This is a genomic window from Micromonospora parva, assembly GCF_000718515.1.
GTDB lineage: Bacteria > Actinomycetota > Actinomycetes > Mycobacteriales > Micromonosporaceae > Micromonospora > Micromonospora parva.
The window spans coordinates 137,656-156,673 of the sequence record NZ_JNZS01000015.1 but is presented as its reverse complement, the minus strand read 5'-3'; the positions used below and the strand labels follow the sequence as shown (position 1 = coordinate 156,673).

The following is a 19,018-nucleotide window of genomic DNA, read 5'->3' as shown; positions in this document are numbered from 1 at the left end:
GCCCTCAGCCGCCGATGATGCCCTGCAGCACCTGCAGGATCACGGGGGACAGCACCGCCAACGCGTAGCCGATCAACGCAGACTTGAAGTTACCCTTCGCCTGCTCGACCTGGGCCGGGTCACCGCCAGCGGCCATGTACCGGAGGCCACCGATGACCAGGAACATTGTCGCTACCAGCGCGATGATGCCCATGATCCACGCGGTGATCGAGGAAATGACCTCGTTGATTGATTTCGGGGCCGCCAGCGGCTGCGGCGCGGTGGCGGCGAGGTCGGACAGGACTGACAGAGTCATGTGCATAGCGACGCTCCACAAAAATCTGCGGGCCGCCGCGGTGGGGACCAAGGCGAAGCTTCGATTGGACCGGTGGGGGCGCTCCTCCCTTACGTTAAGCGAAGGGTTGCGGTGTCAGTACGCCGCGCCAGCCGTGCCGGACCATCAGCCTCACTGGATAGGAGATCCCTACCGGGCGGGCATGCCATGGATGACATGCACCGCCCAGAACTCGGCTGTCAGACCGATCGAACTCACCACGCGCCTGTCACGACCCGACAAGACCGGTCAGTGCCTTACGTAATCCCCTGGTCTCCTTTCCCAGTTGACCTGCGCCGGTTCTCATTGTTGTTGCCTCGACCAGGCGTGTTTCTCGGCCCAGTCGCCCCAGGCGGGCCATGGTTGAGGTCACGTGTCCCGTCCCACTTGAATTGACGGGCAGAACGCAATCGTCGGGCAGTTCCGCTGAGACAGGACAACCAAGGGGGCGGCGGTGAGAGGCAAGGCAGGCAAGTGTCGACGCCGGATCAACCTGGACCCCTCTGTCCCCCCCGGAATCACGGGGTCAGTTTTCAGGCGGAGCCGACAGCAAGTCCGACCGACTCGTCCCCGCGCGGCCTGCCACCGTGCTAGCAACCGATCCGATTTCGGCACGGAGCGCTGGGCGATGCCGCTTGCCAATCTGCCGATGGCGGCGCACTGACACCTGGAATCCCAGCTACTAACGAGCCGTCTGGGCCGGCTCCCGTCGGGCCGGCTTGATGTCAACGCCACCACTGTGACCGCGAAAACGGTGGACGAGCGGCGCGGAACAGTGAGTCGTGTTGGTGGCCGAGGTCGCGAGCGTGGCATCCACCACCCAATTAGGCGAATCAAGTACATAATTCGCGGATACCGCAGAGCTGTGGGTCAGGCCTAGGCCACCATCGGCTTCGGACCACTGCTCGGACTGAGCCGGCGGCCCGTCGTCACCGCCGGACAGTCCGGTGCCGATTCGTGCAGGGTGTGAAGGAGTGACTCGAGCATGCGCCGAGCTGGAACCATGTTGATCGCCGCCGGATGCGCGCTGGTGGCAGTAGCGGGCATGCCTGCACCCGTGGCCGCCGCTGACGGAAAGTCGGGTGGCGGCGGGAAGAAGTGCGCTGCCGAGCGGGTGTTAGCCCAGCCGCCGTTTCCACCAACGAACGTGAATTTGTTTACGCCGGAGACGTACTCGCAGGCGTCGCCGATGGTGCCGGCGCCGCCGCGGCGGATCACCCCGGCGCAGTTGCGCGTGCAGTTGGCGAAAGCGTTGCTGCCGCGGGCGGCGCGGCATCCGGGGGTGGTGAAGCAAGGGCTGGCGGTCTTCGACTATCCGAAAATCAGAAAGATCATTCCGGATCCGAACCTGCGGGCCGCGTTGGCGTCGCTGGTGGGCGGGCCGTCGGAGGTCAGCGTCGAGACCATCAGGTCCGGCTTCTACGCCAAGGTCATCTTCGCGGCGCTGCCTGCCTCCACCATTGCGCAAGTTTCGCCCGACACGCAGGGTAACCCGCAGATCCTGTTCAATGAGCGGTACCGCTTTGAGAACTTCAGCCTGCTCGGCGTGGCGATGGCGCATGAGACCCTGCACCAGGATCCTGCGGTCGGTCCGATGGAGGAGTACATCGCCTACGCCTTACACAGCGGCTACTACGGGCAGTTACTCCTTGAGCAACCGAAGCTGGCCACCAGCGGCACCGAGCTGACCCGGCGGACCAACACTCAGCTTCTGGCCCTGGTGAACACCCGGGACGCGAAGGGTCGGCAGAGCTTGACGGCGAATCGGGGCAACGTGTTCCCCGGCGGGAAGCCCCTGGCCAACTTCCGGTCGATATTCCCCGCCGACCTCGGCCCCGCAACACCAGGGAATCCGGATCTGAACGCTTTCCTCGGCGCGATAACGAAGACCCGGCAGCGCAACGCCAACTTTGACCGGGCCACCGCCGAACTTCTCGACGTCCGGTTGCTCTGGGCGCCGCCCGAGGGCCGGCTGCGCGTGGCCAAGCTGCTCCAACTCAAGCTCCCCAAGGGGTGCCCGCCCTGGCCGCAGCCGACGGTGCCCACGCAGATTCCAGCCGGCGATCGGCCAGCCGAAGCTGAACCCGCCGCCAGCCCGGCCGAACACTCGACGTCAACCGACCCGACCGGTGCCCTCGCGGCGACAGTGACCATGGTTTCCGGGCTCGCCCTGCTTCGGCTTCGACGCGGTCACGGCCACCGTGCGGTGCCGTGTCGACTCCACTGATGGGTACCCCATCCAAGGCCCGCCGCGCTGGACCGCTGACGGCGGCTGCAGCCAGCTTGGCCGCAGTCGCCGCTCTGGCGGTCTATGTGTCCGGATCGGAGCCACCACGTACCGCCGGACTGTCGGCCCCTGGTGAGGGCCGGACAGCGACGAGCCCATCGAAGCCGTACCCCATCAACCTCTCAACAAAGCACAACCGGCCCTTCACGTCCACGGTGTCCGCCGTTCCGGGATCGACTGCCGTGGCCACTGCCGCTACGGCTGTGACGGACCTGTTCCGGTTGACCAAGCTGGAGCCGGGATCCGTCCGGCTGCCGCTGGGGGGCACGGCGCGGGTGATCCGCCGTGAGATCGGCGGAGACGGCATGCTGCCCCTGCCTGATGGCATCGGGGACGCGGCCTGGTGGGGATCGGCCCTGAGCGCCGGGACCGGAGCCGCCGTACTCGCTGGGCACGTGAATTGGCGAGGCGAGGTGGGGCCCTTTGCCGAGCTTTGGCGGGCCGGGCACGGCGGTCGGGTCGAGGTTGCCGACGAACACGGGAGGTACCGGCGGTACCGAATAATTGAGGTACACACCGTGGCCAAGGCCGACCTGCCCCGTCGCGCCCCGGATCTGTTCGGGCAGCACGGCCCGCACCGGATTGTGCTGGTCACCTGCGGTGGCCGATGGGTCGGCGGGCCCCTCGGTTACGAGGCGAACCGGATCGTCGTGGGCTACCCGGACTGACCATACGTCCGCGTCATGCTCGCCATCAGTCTCCGCGCGCATTGCGGGCCACATCCGCGCGGCGCCGCACTCAGTTGAGTGCGACCCGTGCATCGCAAGGGATCTCGCGAAGTAGGCGACTTCAATGTGTGTCCTGGCGCCGAGACCAGGGAAGTGTGAGGTCAGGCTGCGATGGCGGCATTGCGTGGGCGGTACGAGCGAACGGGGGTGGATAGATCACCTCGTGTGACGGCAGCGGCGACGATCCGTTCGGCTCGGCGGCGGCGCATCCGTAGGGCCGAGGCGGCCACGCCCCGTTCAGCGGCCAAGTGCTCGATCAGAGCGTCGCCGAAACGGGTCGCGCTGATCAGTTCGGCGGCGTCGGTGGTGATGAGGCCGGCGGTGGCTGCGCGACCGAGCAGCAGGTCCGGATGTCCGTAGGGCATCTTCGGCGACCGTGAGCCGCTGGGCAGATTGAGAGGCAGTTCCTCGCCGTCGTCGGCCTTGATGACGGTGACGCCTGCACGCCAGGCTGCCCAGCACAGCCGCAACCACAGCCGGGGCGGGGTGAGGTCCGCCGTGCGCAGGGCGTGGAGGAATCCGGCGAGGACTTCGGAGTCGACGTCGTCGGCGTGCCGGGCACGGCCGCGGCTGATCTTCGCGGCGAGGTGTGTCAGCGCGGGTAGTGCGATGCCGATCGCGCCGACGACCCACGCGGGTCCCCATTCGCGGGCGTGGTGGGCGAGCTGTCGCCACAACTCGTCGGTGGTGTCGCTGTCGTAGCGCTCGCACTTGAGCAGCGTGCGCAGCTCGTCCAAGGGAATCGTCGTGTCTGGTAGGCCCGGGACTGGGCGGGCGTCGAACGCCAGGGGCGCCGGTTCGTAGGTCAGGAACGCGAATGCGGTCTCCGCGGTCGTCAGCGCTGTGTCGGTCGTCCGGACGCGACTGGTTGTTGCCATGGTGATGTCCCCTTCGACAGGGAGCCTGTCGCCTGGTGCGAAGGCCGAGGCCCTCGATTGGGACAGCACGACCTGTCACCAGAGCTGGGTTGACAGATCGGGTCAGACCGTGTCCGGTCGTGACAGGTTCACCGTCGTCAGGGCGGCCCGCGCCCGCAGGCCCGGCTGTCAGACTGTCGCGGGTGACGGGTGCTGTCAGATCGGGGGCGGGTTCGATCGGCCTGTCAGCAGCGCACTGGGGATCGTCAGTACGCCCGCCGGTTCGGGGGCCACCGTGCCCATGACCGACAGAAATCATCACCGCGCACCAGTTCCCGTGGGGGACGTGGTACCCGGCGACCCACCCGTGCCGATCACTGTCTGGCCAGTCCCCGCCCCGCACGAGGGCGAGGCCATGTCCAACGCGATGGGGGTGCGGTTGGTCCACAACCTCACCCACCCGTCCGACCTCATCATCGACCTGGCCGAAGGACCGCAGTTGGCCCGCGCGATCATCGCGGCACACCGCCGTAGTCATCTGCAGGCGGCCCGCGCGGTCGGCTGGGGCCGCGAGTCGGCGACGCTGATCGTCACTGGCTGGCCGCTTGCCGACGACTCCCCGGTTGACTTCTTCCTCCGCTGCCGTGCCCATCTCGTGCCGGGAGGCTGCGTGGCGGTGCTGCTGGCCCACGGCGACATCGCTCTGCCAGTCGATGTCGTCATCGCCGCCAAGCGGGCCGGGCTGGCATACCTGCAGCACATCGTGGCGGCCGACCGGCCGCCCCGGCCTGGTCAGCAGGCGCAGCTGGCGATCCACACCGACGTGCTGATCCTGACCCGCAGCGCGATAGAGGGCGGGCGCGCCGATGGGTGAGCAGCTGTCGATCACCTCGGTGTGGCTGACCTGCCAGATACCCGCCCGTGACCAGCGGCGAGGCCGCTACGTCCGGCAGACCTCCAGCCATCCCGCCAAGATGTTGCCTCACCTGGCCGCGCACGCGATCAGCAAATACACCGCGTTGGACGACATGGTGTTCGATCCGATGTGCGGGTGCGGCACCACGCTGGTGGAAGCCATGCACCTCGGCCGCCGCGGCATCGGGATCGACATCGAGCCCTCCTATACCGCACTCGCCGAGGCCAACGTTGCCCTCGCCGCGTCGCAGGGTGCCGCCGGCACTGCCAGGGTATTCACCGGGGACGCCACCGATTTGCTCGACCTGGTGCCCGCGTCGGTGGTCGGCAGGGTGAGCCTCGTGCTTACCTCGCCGCCGTACGGGCGCGGGACGCATGGCCTCGTACAGACGACGGGGACCGGGGTACGCAAGCGAGACCACCTGTATGGCGACCGGGAGCGTGGCAACCTCGCCTACGCGGGGTGGTCCCGCCTGCTCGACGGGTTCGCCTCCATCCTGTCCGCCAGCTACCAGCTGCTGCGCCCTGGCGGAACCGTGGTGATCACCTCCCGGCCGGTACGCCGCCAACGCGATGACCTGATCGACCTGCCCGGCGAACTGCTCGCCGCCGCACGGTCAGCCCGGCTGGTCCCGGTCGAGCGGACAGCGGCGATGCTGGCCGCCGTCCGCGACGGGCAGGTCGTGCACCGGGCCAGCATGTTCGGAATGATGGCGGTCCGCCGCAGCCGCGACGACGGCATCCCGGTGCACCTGGTGGCGCACGAGGACGTGTTGGTCCTCCGCCGCCCTTGAGAGCCTTGCCTTCTTCAGGAGTATCGGACCCGCCAAAGCCGGCGCCGGATGGGGCTCACCAAGCCGCTGACGGTCAGCTAGGCGGGCCTCAGTCCTGGCTGGTCCCGCCGCAGCCAGCAGACCCGACACGAGATCGGGGTTGCCGGGCTGTCAGGTTCTGCCAGGAGGCCGAACCTGACAGCCCCGCAGACAGCGCCCCGGGCCAGCTAGCTTGAGGGCTCTTTCTACTTCCCATGTGCCTCTTTTCTGACGCCTCGCGCGACGGCATCGCGCCCACCAATCACGGTCGGCCGCCGCCGCCAGCATCGGATCTGGCACGCACCAACCCAACCTCGCGCCCTCGCGCGACCAGGGTGCGGCTCCACCATCCCTTCGGGCGGCCACCAACCGGTGGCCGCCTTCTTGCTGCCCTACGGAGGACAACATGCCTCGTCCCACCCGGCACCTGACAGACGGTGAGGTCCCAGCAGACCTCCATCAACTCACACCGCACGGTCTCCTCCACCGCACCTTTACGGCCATCGTCGAACACACCGACGTGCACCCGGACCACGACAGGACCAACGTTCAACTGGCTGCTTGCGCCGGGTTGGTCACGGGTACGCCCTCGGCTACTACGGGCAGTCAGGCGGTGCAGTGGTGACTGGCGGGAGCCCGGCGGACCAGGTCCGTGCTCTGCATGCCGAAACGACGGCCGCCATCGAGCAGCGGACGGCGCTGGCCGTCGAGGCCCGTTCCGTCCTCATCGCCGCGTTGCACAGCAGGCTGATTTGTCGGCCGGGATGCGAGGACGCTCTCGCGACATGGGGCCTGGATCCGCTGCCGCAACGGTGGACTATTTCCGGCGAAGCGCAGCTGTCGTACACGCGGTCGCACACCAGCCATGACGAGGCCCGCGAGCAAGCGCGCTGGGGTGTGCCGAACGAACTGCGCCAGCTGCAGCCGGCGACTGCCGTCTACCCGCAACACGTCATCCACCTGGCACGCGCACCCGGCGGCGACGACGTACCTGGGCAGCAGCGGTACACGATCACCGTGCAGGTCATGCTCCACAGCTGGGCCACGGCGGTCCGGGAGGCGGACGCGTGCGAGATCGCTCGCACGACGATGGACACCCATCTGCGAGCACTGGCTGAGGCCGGCATCACCCTGTCCACGCCGACCTGGCAGTGCACCGAGAGCCCTGACGATGCCACGCCGGACCTAGTCGGCATCGATGCGCAAGGCGCTGCCGGCGCGGTACAGCTAACAGACGGCGACGAGATTGCCGCTGCGACGGTGGCGCGTGATGCTGCCGTACAGGCCCTCGCAGGCCTGCGACGCAGCATCCGGGCCCGCGCGATCCGCGCCCTGGTCGACGACGAGTTCGGCGGCGTACACCAGCACGCCGCCCAGCGGGTCAACCAGTTCCTCGTCGACCTCGGCCTCGACCCCCTGCCTCAGGCACACCACATCACGGTGACCGCCGACCTCACGCTGCCGGTCGGCGACGGCACCGCCCAGGATGCCGGCGACGCCGCACGACACAGGATGCGCGCCGCCACCACGATCAACCCGGACGAGGCACGGCCGTGGACCGCGTACGGCTGGAGCATCCCTGAGAACGCCACCGTCGGCCCGGACGGATGGCGGATTCATTGGCGGCACGAGTACGAGATGTGGCTACGCGGACATGACACTTCCGCCGACGCCATCACCGCGGCCGAAGACCTGGTCCGCGCGGACTTGACCCGGGCACTGGCCGGAACCGACCACTGCCTGGTGACGGTGACAGCCAGCGTCGAGAGCCAGGGCATCGATTTCCACCTGGACTCCGACAGCGACTGACTCGTCTGCCGCCGAATCTCTACGTCCCTGAGCAGACGCCAACGGACTGCCTTCCACGGGCCGCCCTCGGTTGGCACCTGTTTCCGGATCGGCGCTATGTGCGACGACTGCGCCGTCCCGCCGGCTTTCCACTCCTTCACCGCCCTCTCTGACGGGAGATCAACGTGTCGTTCCCCGACAACAAACTGACGGTCCGATCCTCAGCCGACCTGGCGACCGCGGTGCCGTACCTCATCGGGTTTCATTCCGGCGACGGCAGCATCGTCGTGATCGCCTGCCGAGACCGGCGCATCGTGTTCGCCGCCCGGGCCGATCTGCCGGCACCCGGATCCCCCGCACATCACCTGCGTGACCTCACCGCTCACCTCGTCCCGGTCGTGCAGCGGCAGCAACCGATCACCGACCTCGTGATCGTCGGCTACGGCGCCCAGGGACACATCGACCCGGCACTGCGTGGCGTCGGCGACGCGTTCACCGCCGCCGGCCTGACCGTGCGGGAACTGCTGCGGGTCACCGGAAGCCGCATCTTCAGCCTCACCTGCGGCGACCCCGGCTGCTGCCCACCACAGGGAACCCCCATCGAACCCACCACCTCGCTCGTCGCCGTGCACGCGACCGTCGCCGGGCTCGTCGCAGGGCCGGACCGGGCGGCAGTGGCCAGCCGCTTCACCAGAGACGACAGCACCGGCGACGGCATCCGACACGCCACGACCGAGGCGACCGCCCGCATGACGGCCTTGGCGACCAGCGGCAGCGCCGCTGTGTACGAGGCCGGCGTGCACGCAATCCGCAGCGCCTTACGGCAGCACGACGACGGCACGGGTCTTACCGACGACGAGGTGGCCTGGCTGACCGTGCTGCTGACACACCGGCCCGTGCGGGACCTCGCCGTCGATCTCACCCAACCGCACGACCAGCACGTCACCTTCTGGGCCGAGGTCACCCGCCGCGCCGACGAGGCGCTCGTGCCGGCACCCGCGACCATCCTCGCGCTCACCGCATGGCGCTGCGGCGACGGTGCCCTGGCCCTCATGGCCGCCGAACGTGCCCTGCAGATCGACCCCGACTACCAGCTCGCCGACCTGCTCCTGCAGGCCCTGCACGCCGGTCTGCCGCCCTCCGCCTTCGAGCAGGCGACCACCAGCACCCAGCCCAACCCTTCGAACCCGAACACCCGTACCGAACAGGAGTAACACGGTGGATCCCATTCGCAGCATCCTGCTGTCACTCGCCCGCACCGCCGAAGAAGCCCGACTGCGCTGGAACGCCAACCGCGCCGCCCTGCGCGCCCGCGGAGAAACGCCCACCCGCGACGAGGCATTCGCCCACAACGTCCAAGCCAACCTCTGCCTGATCACCGCGATCACCGCCGCCAACCTTCCAGCGAACTTCCGCCTCTACGACACCACGCTGTCCCGAGACCCGCTCACGGCAGCCACACAACTTCGCCAGGTCACCTCCGCCTACGACCACAGCGGCCCGATCGAGGCCGCACACGAGGCAGCGCGCCTGGCCTACAAAGCGGCGTTCGTCGAACCACTCACCGCACAAGAGCAGCACTACGTCGACCTGCTCGTCGATCTGCCCGCCGCGCGACGCGACAAGATCATCGAGGTAGCGGAGGAACGCTCCCGCCGCCTGCCGCAATGAGCATCGGCGCACCCGCCGCCGGCACCCCATCCGCCCTTCGGGCAGGGGCGCAGTAACACACGCTGCTCCCTCCGCGACTGCGGCGGAGCAGACCCTGCCGGTGCTCGACAGTGTCGGCCACGGCGGGGGAGTGAGCCACGACGGCGCAACGCGCCGCCCGGCACATCCACCCACGCCATCGGCCCACCGCCGCAGGACCTGCTTGGACGCAGGGCGCGCCGGGCATGGGCGGTAACCCCACGAAAGGAACTGATGAGCCTGTACACCCTCACACCCAAGCCCGGGTTCGAGCGGTACACCATCCAGGTCGGCTGGAACCCGCACCGCACGTACGTCGCGACCGTCGTCGACTTCACCTGGGACCCGGTCACCGAACCCCACCACCAGCCCGACACCATCCACCTGGGCCGGATCGAGACGATCCTCGACCCGGCCGAGGTGCTTATAGCGGTCGCGCCCTACGCCCACATACCAGCCGCCCTACCCGCCAAACTCCGCGCCGACCAGGCCGCCCACCCGGTGCGCCGCTGACACCAACTCCCGACTACCTGAGACGTCGCATTGCGCGCCAACGGCCGCAACCAACTCGCAGGCACGCCTACACGAGCACTGCTGACTGAACCATCCCGATGACGCCTCCTCGGGGAGGTCGCCGTCATCACCGATGCCGTGAGCCCGACCGGCACGAACCGCAAACCCGGTCCGCCCCAGAGGCGGGCCGTCGTCGTATCAGGACCCGGGACGCGCCGCCTGGAAACGATCGCGTCCCGGGTTCTCCAGTAAAGGAGGAACCCAGTGTCCCTACCACTGATCATGATCGCCACCGCGGTGGTGGCGCTCGCTCTCGGCAGGCTCACCGCCTGGCCGACGATCCGCAGCCTGCGCACCCAACTCGCCGACGCCACTTGGTCGGTGCTCCACGACCCGCTCACCGGCATGCTCAACCGCGCCGGCCTGCAGGCCGCACACGCGACCCTCGCCGAAACCGGCTCCGCACAGCCCGTCATTGTCGCCCTGGTCGACCTCGACGACTTCAAACGCGTCAACGACACCCACGGCCACGGCCGAGGAGACGGCCTCCTCATCGAAGTCGCCGACCGCATCACCGACATCGCGACGCTTCACGGAGGCGCCGCCGCGCGGCTCGCCGGCGACGAATACGCCCTGCTCCTGCCGGCCCGCGCCGACGACTTGGACCGCGTCGCCGAAACCATCGCCACGATCATCGCCCAACCCGTCGCGCTTCCCGCAGACGGCCGCTTCGCCACGGTCACCATCACCGCCAGCATGGGCCTGGCGCTCGTCGACACCAGCGACCCCTTCACCGAAGTGGCCCTGCACCGCGCCGACATCGCCATGTATCACGCCAAGCGAAACGGCCGGAACCGGCACGCCATCTACCAACCGGGCATGACTATGCCGCCCGTGCAGCACCGTCGCGGACCGCGCCTCCGCGACCGGCACCAGCCGGCCGACGGGGCCGCGGCATGACCGCCCCACACGAAGAGATGGCCTGCCAGACCTGCCTCTACCCGCTGAACACCCTCGGCATGCCACCCACCTACGTGCACCCGACCCACCTCGCCACCGACGGCCACGAACCAGCGCCCGTCCCGGTCAGCCAGCTCGACACCGTGCGCCGCAGCTGCGACTTCTGCGGCGACCCATACCCCATCTGGACGCTGCACGGCGGCGAGGTGACCGCCATCGCCATCGGCCCCACTGCAGGGCTGGTCCAAGACTTCGGCGACTCCTGGGCAGCATGCGCGGCCTGCCAAACCCACATCGACGACAGCCGCAACGACATAGTCATCGACCGCGCGGTACGGGCGCTCGGCCTCGCCAACCATCCCCACGTACGAACTCGAATCGAAGAGCTGCACCAAGCGTTCCTCAACGCCCGACTCGCCGGCCGAACGCTCATCACGACGACCACGTGGCCGGCAACCACCATCACCGCCGCAGAACTGCCCAAGGTCCGTGACCGGCTCACCCGCTTCTACCGCGGCAACAACAACCTGCCCGCCGCACTCGGAATCACCGACACACGCCAGCAGATTGCCGCCGGCCTCGAACGATCACACCTGTACTGGATCGACAACGACTTCACCGACCTGGCTGAGCACGCCGCAGGACAGCTGCCCGACGTACGCATCAGCCGCGACCTCATCCCCTCGGCCGACGGAATACTCATCTGGCCCCGGCCAGTGACACACCGGCAACTCACTGCCGCATCCTGGACCACCACCACCCACGGCCGGACCATAGTCCTCTACCGCGCCATCGGCGGCGGACTGCACGGCAAACCGCTGCAACGGCTACGCGAACAGGTCGGCTGGCTCGCACCGACGAGCGCAACCCACCTCCCCGAACAGCACTTGACACCCGGTGACCATCCGGCGGCAGCGCTGGTCGCGACATGGCTGCTAATCGCCCAGCAAACTGCAGACGTCACCGCGGCACGAGTCGACAAAGCCGTCGCCAAGACCTACGCCCGCACCAATCGGCCCGTACCCGAGGTGCGCATCGTGCGGATACGCGGCCGCAGCAGTCCAAGGCCGGACGCCGAGAAGATGCCAGGCAACCCTGGGGGCCCTCAGGCCAGTCGGTCCTGGGTCTCCGGACATTGGCGCAACCAAGCCCACGGCCCTGGCCGATCGCTGCGCCGCCCCGTCTACATCCACCCCTTCCTCAGGGGTCCCGACGATGCGCCGATCAAGTTGAGCACCACCGTACGCATGCTCAGTAGCCACCAATCCGAATCCCAGGACGATAAATAGATAGCGTTGTCGGCGGTGGCACGGTTCGGCCCGTCCCACCGCCGACAACGAACATCCGCCGCTATCTGTTTGTCGGGCCTGCTGACTCGGAAGCTGAAGGGGGACGGCCCGCTCGTCTAGCCTCGTGACCGGGCCGACCCCTTACGCGGTGCTATCCGTGGGGCCGTCGGCGCGGTGCGGCAGGCGGTGGCGAATGCGGCAGACGCAATCCGGCCCATGGACGCTCCCCTGCAGCGGCGCAAGAGCGCTACCGGACCTCCTGTCCTTACAAAGCCGAGCGGCTTGCCGGACACCGCATCGCGCGGGCGCTGACCACGCCGGCGTGAAGCGATTGACTGGCGTAGTCGAATGTCCCCCGGTCGAGCGAATTGCGGGCTCAGGGTCCGTCGGTTACCAGTCGAGTGGCCGTCGTTGGTAGAAGAGTCCCCCGGTTGGGCCGCCTGATGGCAGCGTGGCAAGCCATACGAAGGTGTCGGCAGCTTCATCGGGCGTGGAGGTCGCCTTCCCGTACGCCAGGCGGGTGTCGACCTTTCCCGGGGACGCGGCATTCACCAGGATGCCGTCGTCCTTGAGTTCAGCTGCGAGGATGCAGGTTAGTGCGTTTACCCCAGCTTTGGACACTCGGTAGGAGACGCTTCCGGTTCCCATCTCGCCGAAGGTACCCATGTGGCTGGTGACGTTGACGATTCTGCCGTATCCGTTCTTTCTCATCTCAGGGATGGCTGCGGTGCAGCAGCGCCAGGTCCCCGTGATGTTGGTGTCCAGGGTGGCTCGCACCTTCTCGATGTCGGCGCTAGCCGCTGCCTGGCCTCGGTCGATGGCGATGCCGGCGTTGTTGACGAGGATGTCTAGCCGGCCGTACTGGTAGCCCACGTCCGCCATGGCGCGAGCGACGCTGGCCGGATCGGCGATATCTAGTTGCTGCCCGGAGGCCGAAAGTCCATCCGCGAGTAGTTCGTTGGCGGCCCGATGTGCGGCTTCCTCGGTTCGGGCTGTGACGACCACGTGGGCGCCGGTCTCGGCTAAGCCGCGGGCGATGGCCTTGCCGAGTCCGCGGTTGGAGCCGGTAACAACTGCGACCCTTTTGGCCTCGTTCATGTCAGCAGACTACGCACGCACTCATCCAACTTTCCTGCGGCGGGGTGTCGATGCGCCACGAGGCGACCATGGATGTCGAGCAAGCGGCGATGGTTGCGCACGGATCGGGTGGCAACGACATCTGGAGCAGCCTGGGCAACAAGGCTGCACGCCTGCTCGACATCTCCGAGATTCAGTACGGAATCAGCGCGCCAGATCAGATAGGTTGCGCGGTCCCGGCTGCGCTCGGCCGGTTGGAGTGCGAGGGTCTGCTGAAGCCAATAGTCACTGGCATGGTGGCGCTGCAGGAGTAGGTAGCACGCCGCAACCTGGGCGGAGTACTCCGCATGATCAAAGTAGCTGGCCCAGGCTGGGCTTGTTTCATCATCAGCGCGTGACATCTCTGTGTCGGCGTCTGCGAGCCGGCGCTCGCACGCTACCGATTCGCCAAGCACGGCGTGTGTACGAGCCAAACGGGTAGTGAGCATCGCTCGCACGCGGGCGGGCGCATCCTTCGCCCCAGCCCGCGCAGCGTCAGCCAAACGGAGTGCCTCGGTGGGGCGTTCGGTGTCGACCCGCTGAAGGCTCATGCACTTCAGGATGTTCGCGCCTGCCGCGCGGTCGGCTGCGGAGTGGGCAGCGTGGAGGGCGGCAAACCAGTAACGCTCGGCCGCCGCGTGAAATCCTGCATCGAAACTGGCCCAGCCAGCGATTCGCCCCAATTCGGCAGCGACCACCAGCAGGCGATTGCCGGTAATCTCCGAGTAACTGCTGTGGCGCAGGAGATCCGTGACCAGGCGAAGCTCGGCGTCAACCAGCGACCGCACGCTCCCGCCGCCGAGGCTGGCGTCCATGCGGCGCAGGGCCGGCAGCCGCTGCTCAAAGCAATCTAGGAGATCTGCGTCGACGCGGCCTCCCTCAAGCGCTGCGTTGATCTTCGGAGGCTCGGTTGCGAGCCATCGTTCGGCTATCGCGGCAGCTAACCCGGCCTGCATGATCAGAAACCCTCGGCGATCTAGCACTGCTGGTCCTGCAGTGTCGTCAAGCAAGGCCAATGCTCCCTTGACAGTCCAGGGTGCTGACGCGCTGATCGCGGGACCGGTAGGGAGCCAGTGGGGCCACCCGAGCGCCTTAACTGTTTGCCTATCAACGCCGAGTTCGTCGGCCAATGCGACCTGTGAATCCTCATCCGGCACCACGCCCCATCGCTCCCAGCGCCAAGCCTTCTCGCGCCGGGCTGCAGTGTTCAGACGGCGCGCGATGACATCGACGAGATCTTGCTGCGTCCAGCTTCGCTGTTCTCGAACGTAGCTCAACGGATGCACCAAGAGCTGACTCCGTGGCGATGGTGTCCGCGTCATCCTGCCTCCCGATCGTCGCCGTCACTCTAGTCCGATCCGGTCAAAGAAACGTGCTCTCAGCTGCGGAAACTGCTCGGATTCGTCATGAGACAACAGCGAGACAACAAGCTAGGCGTCGATTTGCTCTGGTCGTTCGGCTTTCCTGAACGGGCCAATCCGTTTCGGTGTCGACCGGTCGCTGTCGGTGATTGGACCGCGCAGAACTCAGGTCGCCCGGCTCGGCGGTGAGCAGGGGAGGTCCGCCCTAGAGGCGTTGGCGAGCCTCCTGCATGGAGGAGTCAAGTTGGGGCCGAGAGAGGGGTGGCTTAAAGATGCACCGGAGGAAGTGGTTTGTTCCGGCCGACGATAGGTCGTTCGATCCCGTAGGCAGCAACGTGACGCGGCATAGGGCTATCGACGCACGGGTAAAGACGTGTGCGGAAGATCCGAAGCCCAGGCGGGTGGTGCTTAGCGTTGGCCGCGCACCCAGGACCAGCCGGCGCGATGGCTGACCTGGGGCTCTCGCTGGCGGTCGCCCTCGCCTCGCATGCCCGAGCCGCCGACCACTTCTGGTCGTTCATGGAGGACCGCAGTGTGCGGCTGCTTCCGCACCAGTTCGCGGCGGTGTTCTTCTCGACGCTTGGACAGTTGGTCGCGGGTCGGGGTGATTCGGCTGGTCGGCGTGCGGCGTTGGCGGTGTTGGGTCGGATGTACCGGCGTTTTGGTCTTCAGCCGTATCACGGGACGGCCGTCGCGGCGGCGTTGGTCGATACGGTGCGCCGGTTCGCGGGCGAGGGTTGGGAGCCCGAGCTGGCGGGTCAGTGGGAGGTGGGGTGTCGTCGGGCGCTTCGGCTCGCGGAGCGGGCGGCGGGGGCGTTGGGTGATGGTCCGCATGTGACGTTCGGCGAGGTGGAGGCGTGCGAGACGGCCTCTGATGGTGTCGCGGTGTTGACTGTTCGGCCGTTGCGGAGGCTTCGGTATTTGCCTGGTCAGGCGATGCCGGTGTGTACGCCTCGGTTGCCGGGGCTGTGGCGGTGGTATTCGCCGGCGAGCGTTCCGCGCCCGGATGGGCGGGTGGAGTTCCACGTTCGTGCCGTGCCGGAGGGTGTGGTTTCGCCTGTTCTGGTCGAGCGGGTGGCTCCGGGGGAGTTGCTGTGGCTGGGGCCGGCTTTTGATGTCGGGTTGTCGCTGGAGGCCGCTGGTGACGCCGATCTGCTGTTGGCGGGCGGGGGTACTGGTCTTGCGCCGCTGCGGGCGTTGGTCGAGCAAGTTGCCGCGTCGCCCAACGGGCGGCGGGTGACGTTGGTGGTGGGCGTGCGGACGCTTCTGGACCTTTACGATGCGGTCGCGTTGGACAAGCTTGAGCAGGCGCATGGTGACTGGCTCACGGTCGTGTTGGCGTTCTCGAACGACCGTGATGTGGAGCCCGCAGCGCAGGGCGATCTGCTCAGCTTGGCCCTGTATCACCATCGGCCGGGGCAGGGGTTCTATGTCTGCGGTTCACCGCGGTTGATCGAGGCGGCGCGGAACCGGTTGCCAGCTGCGGGGGTCGCTGCGGACAGCCTGCATCTCGCTGCGACGTTCCATAGCGCGCTCGATTCGGCGCTGTGGGTGTCTCGCCAACGCTCGGCGCACGCTGCCCACCTGGGGACCGTGCTGGAGGCGGCCGGCGACGGTAGCTCGCTCGGCCAATTCCGGAGGGGTGCGCCATGAGCTTGATGGAGACGGCGGTCCGTCGCGCGACCGGCGAGGACGTTGACGCCTTGTCCTCGGTCATGGCTGAGGCGCTGATGGCCCAGCCTGTGGGTGTTTGGCTGGTTCCTGATGTGGCCAATCAAGCAGTGGTTCTGCGTCGCTGGGCACGGCTTGTGCTGTTGCGAGGGCTGGAGCGCGGTCGGATCGATACGACCGACGATCTCGTGGCGGTGGCGGTCTGGTACGCGCGGTTAGAGCCGCCCCCGCCGGCTGCCGCATGGGTGTACGACCTGCATCGGCTCCTCGGCCCATACGCGGCGCGGTTCGCCCTGCTGCACGCCTGTGTCGATGGGCTGCGTCCCCACCGTCCTCATCACCAGCTCGCTCACGTCGCGGTCCGTCCTGGGCACGGGGATGCCGCGCAGGCGTTGCTGGCGGCCCATCACCAGACCCTGGACCTCGCGGGGTTGCCGTCGTGTGCGGAGTACTGCGGCGACCGGCCCGGAGATGGACTGCTCGCGCGAGTCGGTTATCAGCCGCGCTCGCCGGTTCTGCTCGCGCCAGGAGGTCCGGCTCTGTGGCGGATGTGGCGCCCTCAACCTTGCGACGAGCAGCCCTGCGGATCGGCTGGCGGTGGGCTGCCGCGACGAGTCCGCCTGGACCGCACCGTGACTCCTTTTCTTGGCCGCGTCATCCCGGCGGCACCGTCGCGTTCTCCCTGACCACCCAGTAAGGCACCGACTTTCTTTACCTGCTGGCGGCGACGTTTCGGCCAGCGGGCACTGCATCACACCCTCATACCGAAGGAAGGCACCCCTCATGCTGACCCGAGCCGCTCAGCCCACCACCGCACTGCGACCACGCAGTCCCGCCTTTGGGCGCTGGTTGAGGTTGCCAGCACGGATCGCGACTGCCGGCACCGGTACTGATCTCACGCTCGCAGGCGACGTGACGTCGTCGGAGTACGCCTGGGGGTATGCGATCCGGCGCGAGTGGCCCGACGGGGCTCACGACCTGTTCGGATTCACGCCCGATACCGACACCGCGATTCGCCGGCTTCACTGCGATCGGAGCTTCTGGCGCGGCGGTCCGGTACGGCCGACGGCGGTCTACCTCGTGCCCGCCAACGCCGCTGATGTGGACGCGCATCCGGTGGATGGCTGCCGTAGGTCGGGGTGCCCGGACTCGCCGCAGCGGGGGCAGCGGTGAATTCGGCGCAGGTGCAGGTGGGGCTCGCACGGCGGACGCTGACGCCGTTTGGGTTGTGGGTGTTTGGGGCGGCGGCGTCGGCGCCCATGGTGGTGCTCACCGGAGGCATCGTCGAGACGTACAAGACGACGCAGGTGACGGCTCTTCCTCTGACTTTCGTGGTCGTGGCGGGCACGGTCGCGCTGCTGGCGGTGGGGTACGCGGCGATGGCCCGCCAGCTCGGGCATCCGGCGGCCTACTACGCGATCCTCGCGCACGGGTTGGGCCGGAGTTGGGGTGTCGCTGCCGGCATGGTCGCGCTGGTGGCCTACAACGCCATCCAGATCAGCCTGTATGGGCCGTTCGGGGTGACGATGGCTGCGAACCTCGGCGGCGCGTGGTGGGTGTGGGCGGGCCTCGCACTGGTCGTCGTCGGAGTGCTCGGTGTGCGGGCGATCATGTTGTCGACCCGGGTCCTGGCCGTCGTGCTGGCCGTGTCGTTGCTGATCGTCGCGGCGTTCGTCCTCGCCGGGGTGGGACAGCCTGCGGACGGGGAGGTCTCGTGGGCAGGCTTTCACGCCTCGGGTCTGGCGGTCAGCGGCATCGGCGGCGCGGTCGCCTTCGGCGTAGCCGCGGTGATGGGCTTCGACGCGCCGGGGTCGCTCGTCGAGGAGGCCGTCGACCGCAGGTCGGTCGGACGGGCCACCATCGGCGGGGTACTCGTTCTCGGCGGGGTGTATGCCGTTGCCGCGTTCGCGATGGGCGTGGCGGTCGGCCCTGACGTCGTTGGGGAAGTGGCCGCTGATCCGGCGTCTGGGTTGCCGCTCTCGGTCCTGGCGCGCCTGGGCAACTGGTGGACGCCCCTCGGGAACGTGGTGCTGATCTTCGCGATCGTCACGTCGATGCTGGCGTTCCATGCGGTGCTCGCCCGGTACGTGTTCGCCATGGCCCGGGAGAAGGTGCTGCCGGCGGGTCTTGCCCGGACCAGTAGCGCGACCCGCGTCAGTGCGCCGCGTGGTGGGTCGTTGATGCAGACGGCCGTCGCGGCGGTGGTGGTGGGCGTGTTCGCGGTCAGCGGCGCTGACCCGGTGGCAGTTATGTTCACCTGGCTGTCGGCGTTGGGGGCAATGGGCCTGCTGTGTCTGCTGCTGGCCGCGTCGGTGGCCGCGATGACGGCACCGGCCAGCGTGCGCGGCCCGCAGGCCGGCGCGTGGGAGTGGCGGCTCGCGCCCGCCCTGGGCGTGCTCGGCGGGTCAGTGGTGCTCGCCCTGATGGTCGGCAACGCCGGGTCTCTCCTCGGTGCCGCGCCCGGATCGCTGAAACCGTTCCTGCTGCCCATGATCCTCCTTGCCGTCGCTGTCGGGGGCGGAGTGTGGGCCGGGCATCTACGGCAGGCCCGCCCGGAGGTCTACGCCGGCATCGGCCGTGGCACACCAAAGAAACATGCCGTTCCCGACGCCATGAACCTCTCGATCTGAGGAGGGCGATGATGAGGACTCACGCGGCTACGTCACCTGGTGGGAAGTACGGCGCCGATCCCCTGGACCCGCGCTGGCGAGCGGGCTAC

The 19,018-nt window shown here is 68.1% G+C and carries 17 protein-coding genes; 13 read left to right on the top strand and 4 right to left on the bottom strand.

All coding sequences use genetic code 11. The features are described 5' to 3' along the window. Positions 1 to 4 precede the first annotated feature (4 nt). Entirely contained in the window at positions 5 to 295 is a 291-nt protein-coding gene (locus IF22_RS0121630) for a pilin (protein WP_244236120.1), read from the bottom strand. Positions 296 to 1,316: 1,021 nt separating this feature from the next. On the opposite strand from IF22_RS0121630, the gene IF22_RS0121625 reads away from it, so the two are divergent. Then, positions 1,317 to 2,540, top strand: a complete 1,224-nt coding sequence (locus tag IF22_RS0121625) for a hypothetical protein (protein WP_156057793.1) — start codon at positions 1,317 to 1,319, stop codon at positions 2,538 to 2,540. A gap of 263 nt (positions 2,541 to 2,803) precedes the next feature. Then, complete coding sequence (locus IF22_RS35665; RefSeq protein ID WP_051708696.1) at positions 2,804 to 3,268, top strand: class F sortase; 465 nt, start codon at positions 2,804 to 2,806, stop codon at positions 3,266 to 3,268. A gap of 161 nt (positions 3,269 to 3,429) precedes the next feature. On the opposite strand, the gene IF22_RS0121615 is transcribed toward IF22_RS35665, so the two are convergent. Then, complete coding sequence (locus tag IF22_RS0121615) at positions 3,430 to 4,206, bottom strand: hypothetical protein (protein WP_030334796.1); 777 nt, start codon at positions 4,204 to 4,206, stop codon at positions 3,430 to 3,432. A gap of 412 nt (positions 4,207 to 4,618) precedes the next feature. Between IF22_RS0121615 and IF22_RS0121610 the strand changes: the two genes are divergently transcribed. From IF22_RS0121610 to IF22_RS0121575, 8 genes are all read left to right on the top strand, one after another. Next, entirely contained in the window at positions 4,619 to 5,059 is a 441-nt protein-coding gene (locus tag IF22_RS0121610) for a hypothetical protein (RefSeq protein ID WP_245233704.1), read from the top strand. After that, complete coding sequence (locus tag IF22_RS0121605; RefSeq protein WP_030334794.1) at positions 5,052 to 5,894, top strand: TRM11 family SAM-dependent methyltransferase; 843 nt, start codon at positions 5,052 to 5,054, stop codon at positions 5,892 to 5,894. The genes IF22_RS0121610 and IF22_RS0121605 overlap by 8 nt, the downstream gene beginning before the upstream one ends. Positions 5,895 to 6,647: 753 nt before the next feature. Beyond that, positions 6,648 to 7,721 carry a hypothetical protein gene (locus tag IF22_RS0121600; RefSeq protein ID WP_156057790.1) on the top strand — a complete coding sequence of 358 codons (1,074 nt, stop codon included), beginning with the start codon at positions 6,648 to 6,650 and terminating at the stop codon, positions 7,719 to 7,721. 164 nt (positions 7,722 to 7,885) lie between these two features. Next, entirely contained in the window at positions 7,886 to 8,914 is a 1,029-nt protein-coding gene (locus IF22_RS0121595) for a DUF4192 domain-containing protein (RefSeq protein WP_030334792.1), read from the top strand. A 4-nt stretch (positions 8,915 to 8,918) separates the two neighbouring features. Further along, complete coding sequence (locus IF22_RS0121590; protein ID WP_030334790.1) at positions 8,919 to 9,371, top strand: hypothetical protein; 453 nt, start codon at positions 8,919 to 8,921, stop codon at positions 9,369 to 9,371. A gap of 252 nt (positions 9,372 to 9,623) precedes the next feature. Beyond that, complete coding sequence (locus tag IF22_RS0121585) at positions 9,624 to 9,902, top strand: hypothetical protein (protein WP_030334788.1); 279 nt, start codon at positions 9,624 to 9,626, stop codon at positions 9,900 to 9,902. Between the two features lie 264 nt (positions 9,903 to 10,166). Further along, positions 10,167 to 10,862: a GGDEF domain-containing protein gene (locus IF22_RS0121580; RefSeq protein WP_156057787.1), complete on the top strand. Its 696-nt coding sequence runs from the start codon at positions 10,167 to 10,169 to the stop codon at positions 10,860 to 10,862. Beyond that, positions 10,859 to 12,151, top strand: a complete 1,293-nt coding sequence (locus IF22_RS0121575; protein WP_156057784.1) for a hypothetical protein — start codon at positions 10,859 to 10,861, stop codon at positions 12,149 to 12,151. Before IF22_RS0121580 ends, IF22_RS0121575 begins: the two co-directional genes overlap by 4 nt. A gap of 390 nt (positions 12,152 to 12,541) precedes the next feature. Here the strand turns inward: IF22_RS0121575 and IF22_RS34630 are convergent, their stop codons facing one another. Further along, the gene (locus IF22_RS34630) at positions 12,542 to 13,249 is read right to left on the bottom strand and encodes an SDR family oxidoreductase (RefSeq protein WP_081883954.1); all 708 of its coding nucleotides are present in this window, start codon (positions 13,247 to 13,249) and stop codon (positions 12,542 to 12,544) included. Further along, positions 13,246 to 14,553 (bottom strand): NsdA family TPR-like regulatory protein, encoded by a 1,308-nt coding sequence (locus IF22_RS34625; RefSeq protein ID WP_245233703.1) that lies wholly within the window; start codon positions 14,551 to 14,553, stop codon positions 13,246 to 13,248. Before IF22_RS34625 ends, IF22_RS34630 begins: the two co-directional genes overlap by 4 nt. A 519-nt stretch (positions 14,554 to 15,072) precedes the next feature. Here IF22_RS34625 and IF22_RS0121560 point away from each other — a divergent pair. From IF22_RS0121560 to IF22_RS0121545, 3 genes are all read left to right on the top strand, one after another. Beyond that, positions 15,073 to 16,281, top strand: coding sequence for an FAD-binding oxidoreductase (locus IF22_RS0121560; RefSeq protein WP_081883952.1), 1,209 nt, complete (start codon positions 15,073 to 15,075; stop codon positions 16,279 to 16,281). Then, positions 16,278 to 16,985 carry an N-acetyltransferase gene (locus IF22_RS34620; RefSeq protein WP_081883951.1) on the top strand — a complete coding sequence of 236 codons (708 nt, stop codon included), beginning with the start codon at positions 16,278 to 16,280 and terminating at the stop codon, positions 16,983 to 16,985. Before IF22_RS0121560 ends, IF22_RS34620 begins: the two co-directional genes overlap by 4 nt. A 498-nt stretch (positions 16,986 to 17,483) precedes the next feature. Further along, complete coding sequence (locus IF22_RS0121545; RefSeq protein WP_030334780.1) at positions 17,484 to 18,929, top strand: APC family permease; 1,446 nt, start codon at positions 17,484 to 17,486, stop codon at positions 18,927 to 18,929. The last annotated feature ends 89 nt before the right edge of the window (positions 18,930 to 19,018 follow it).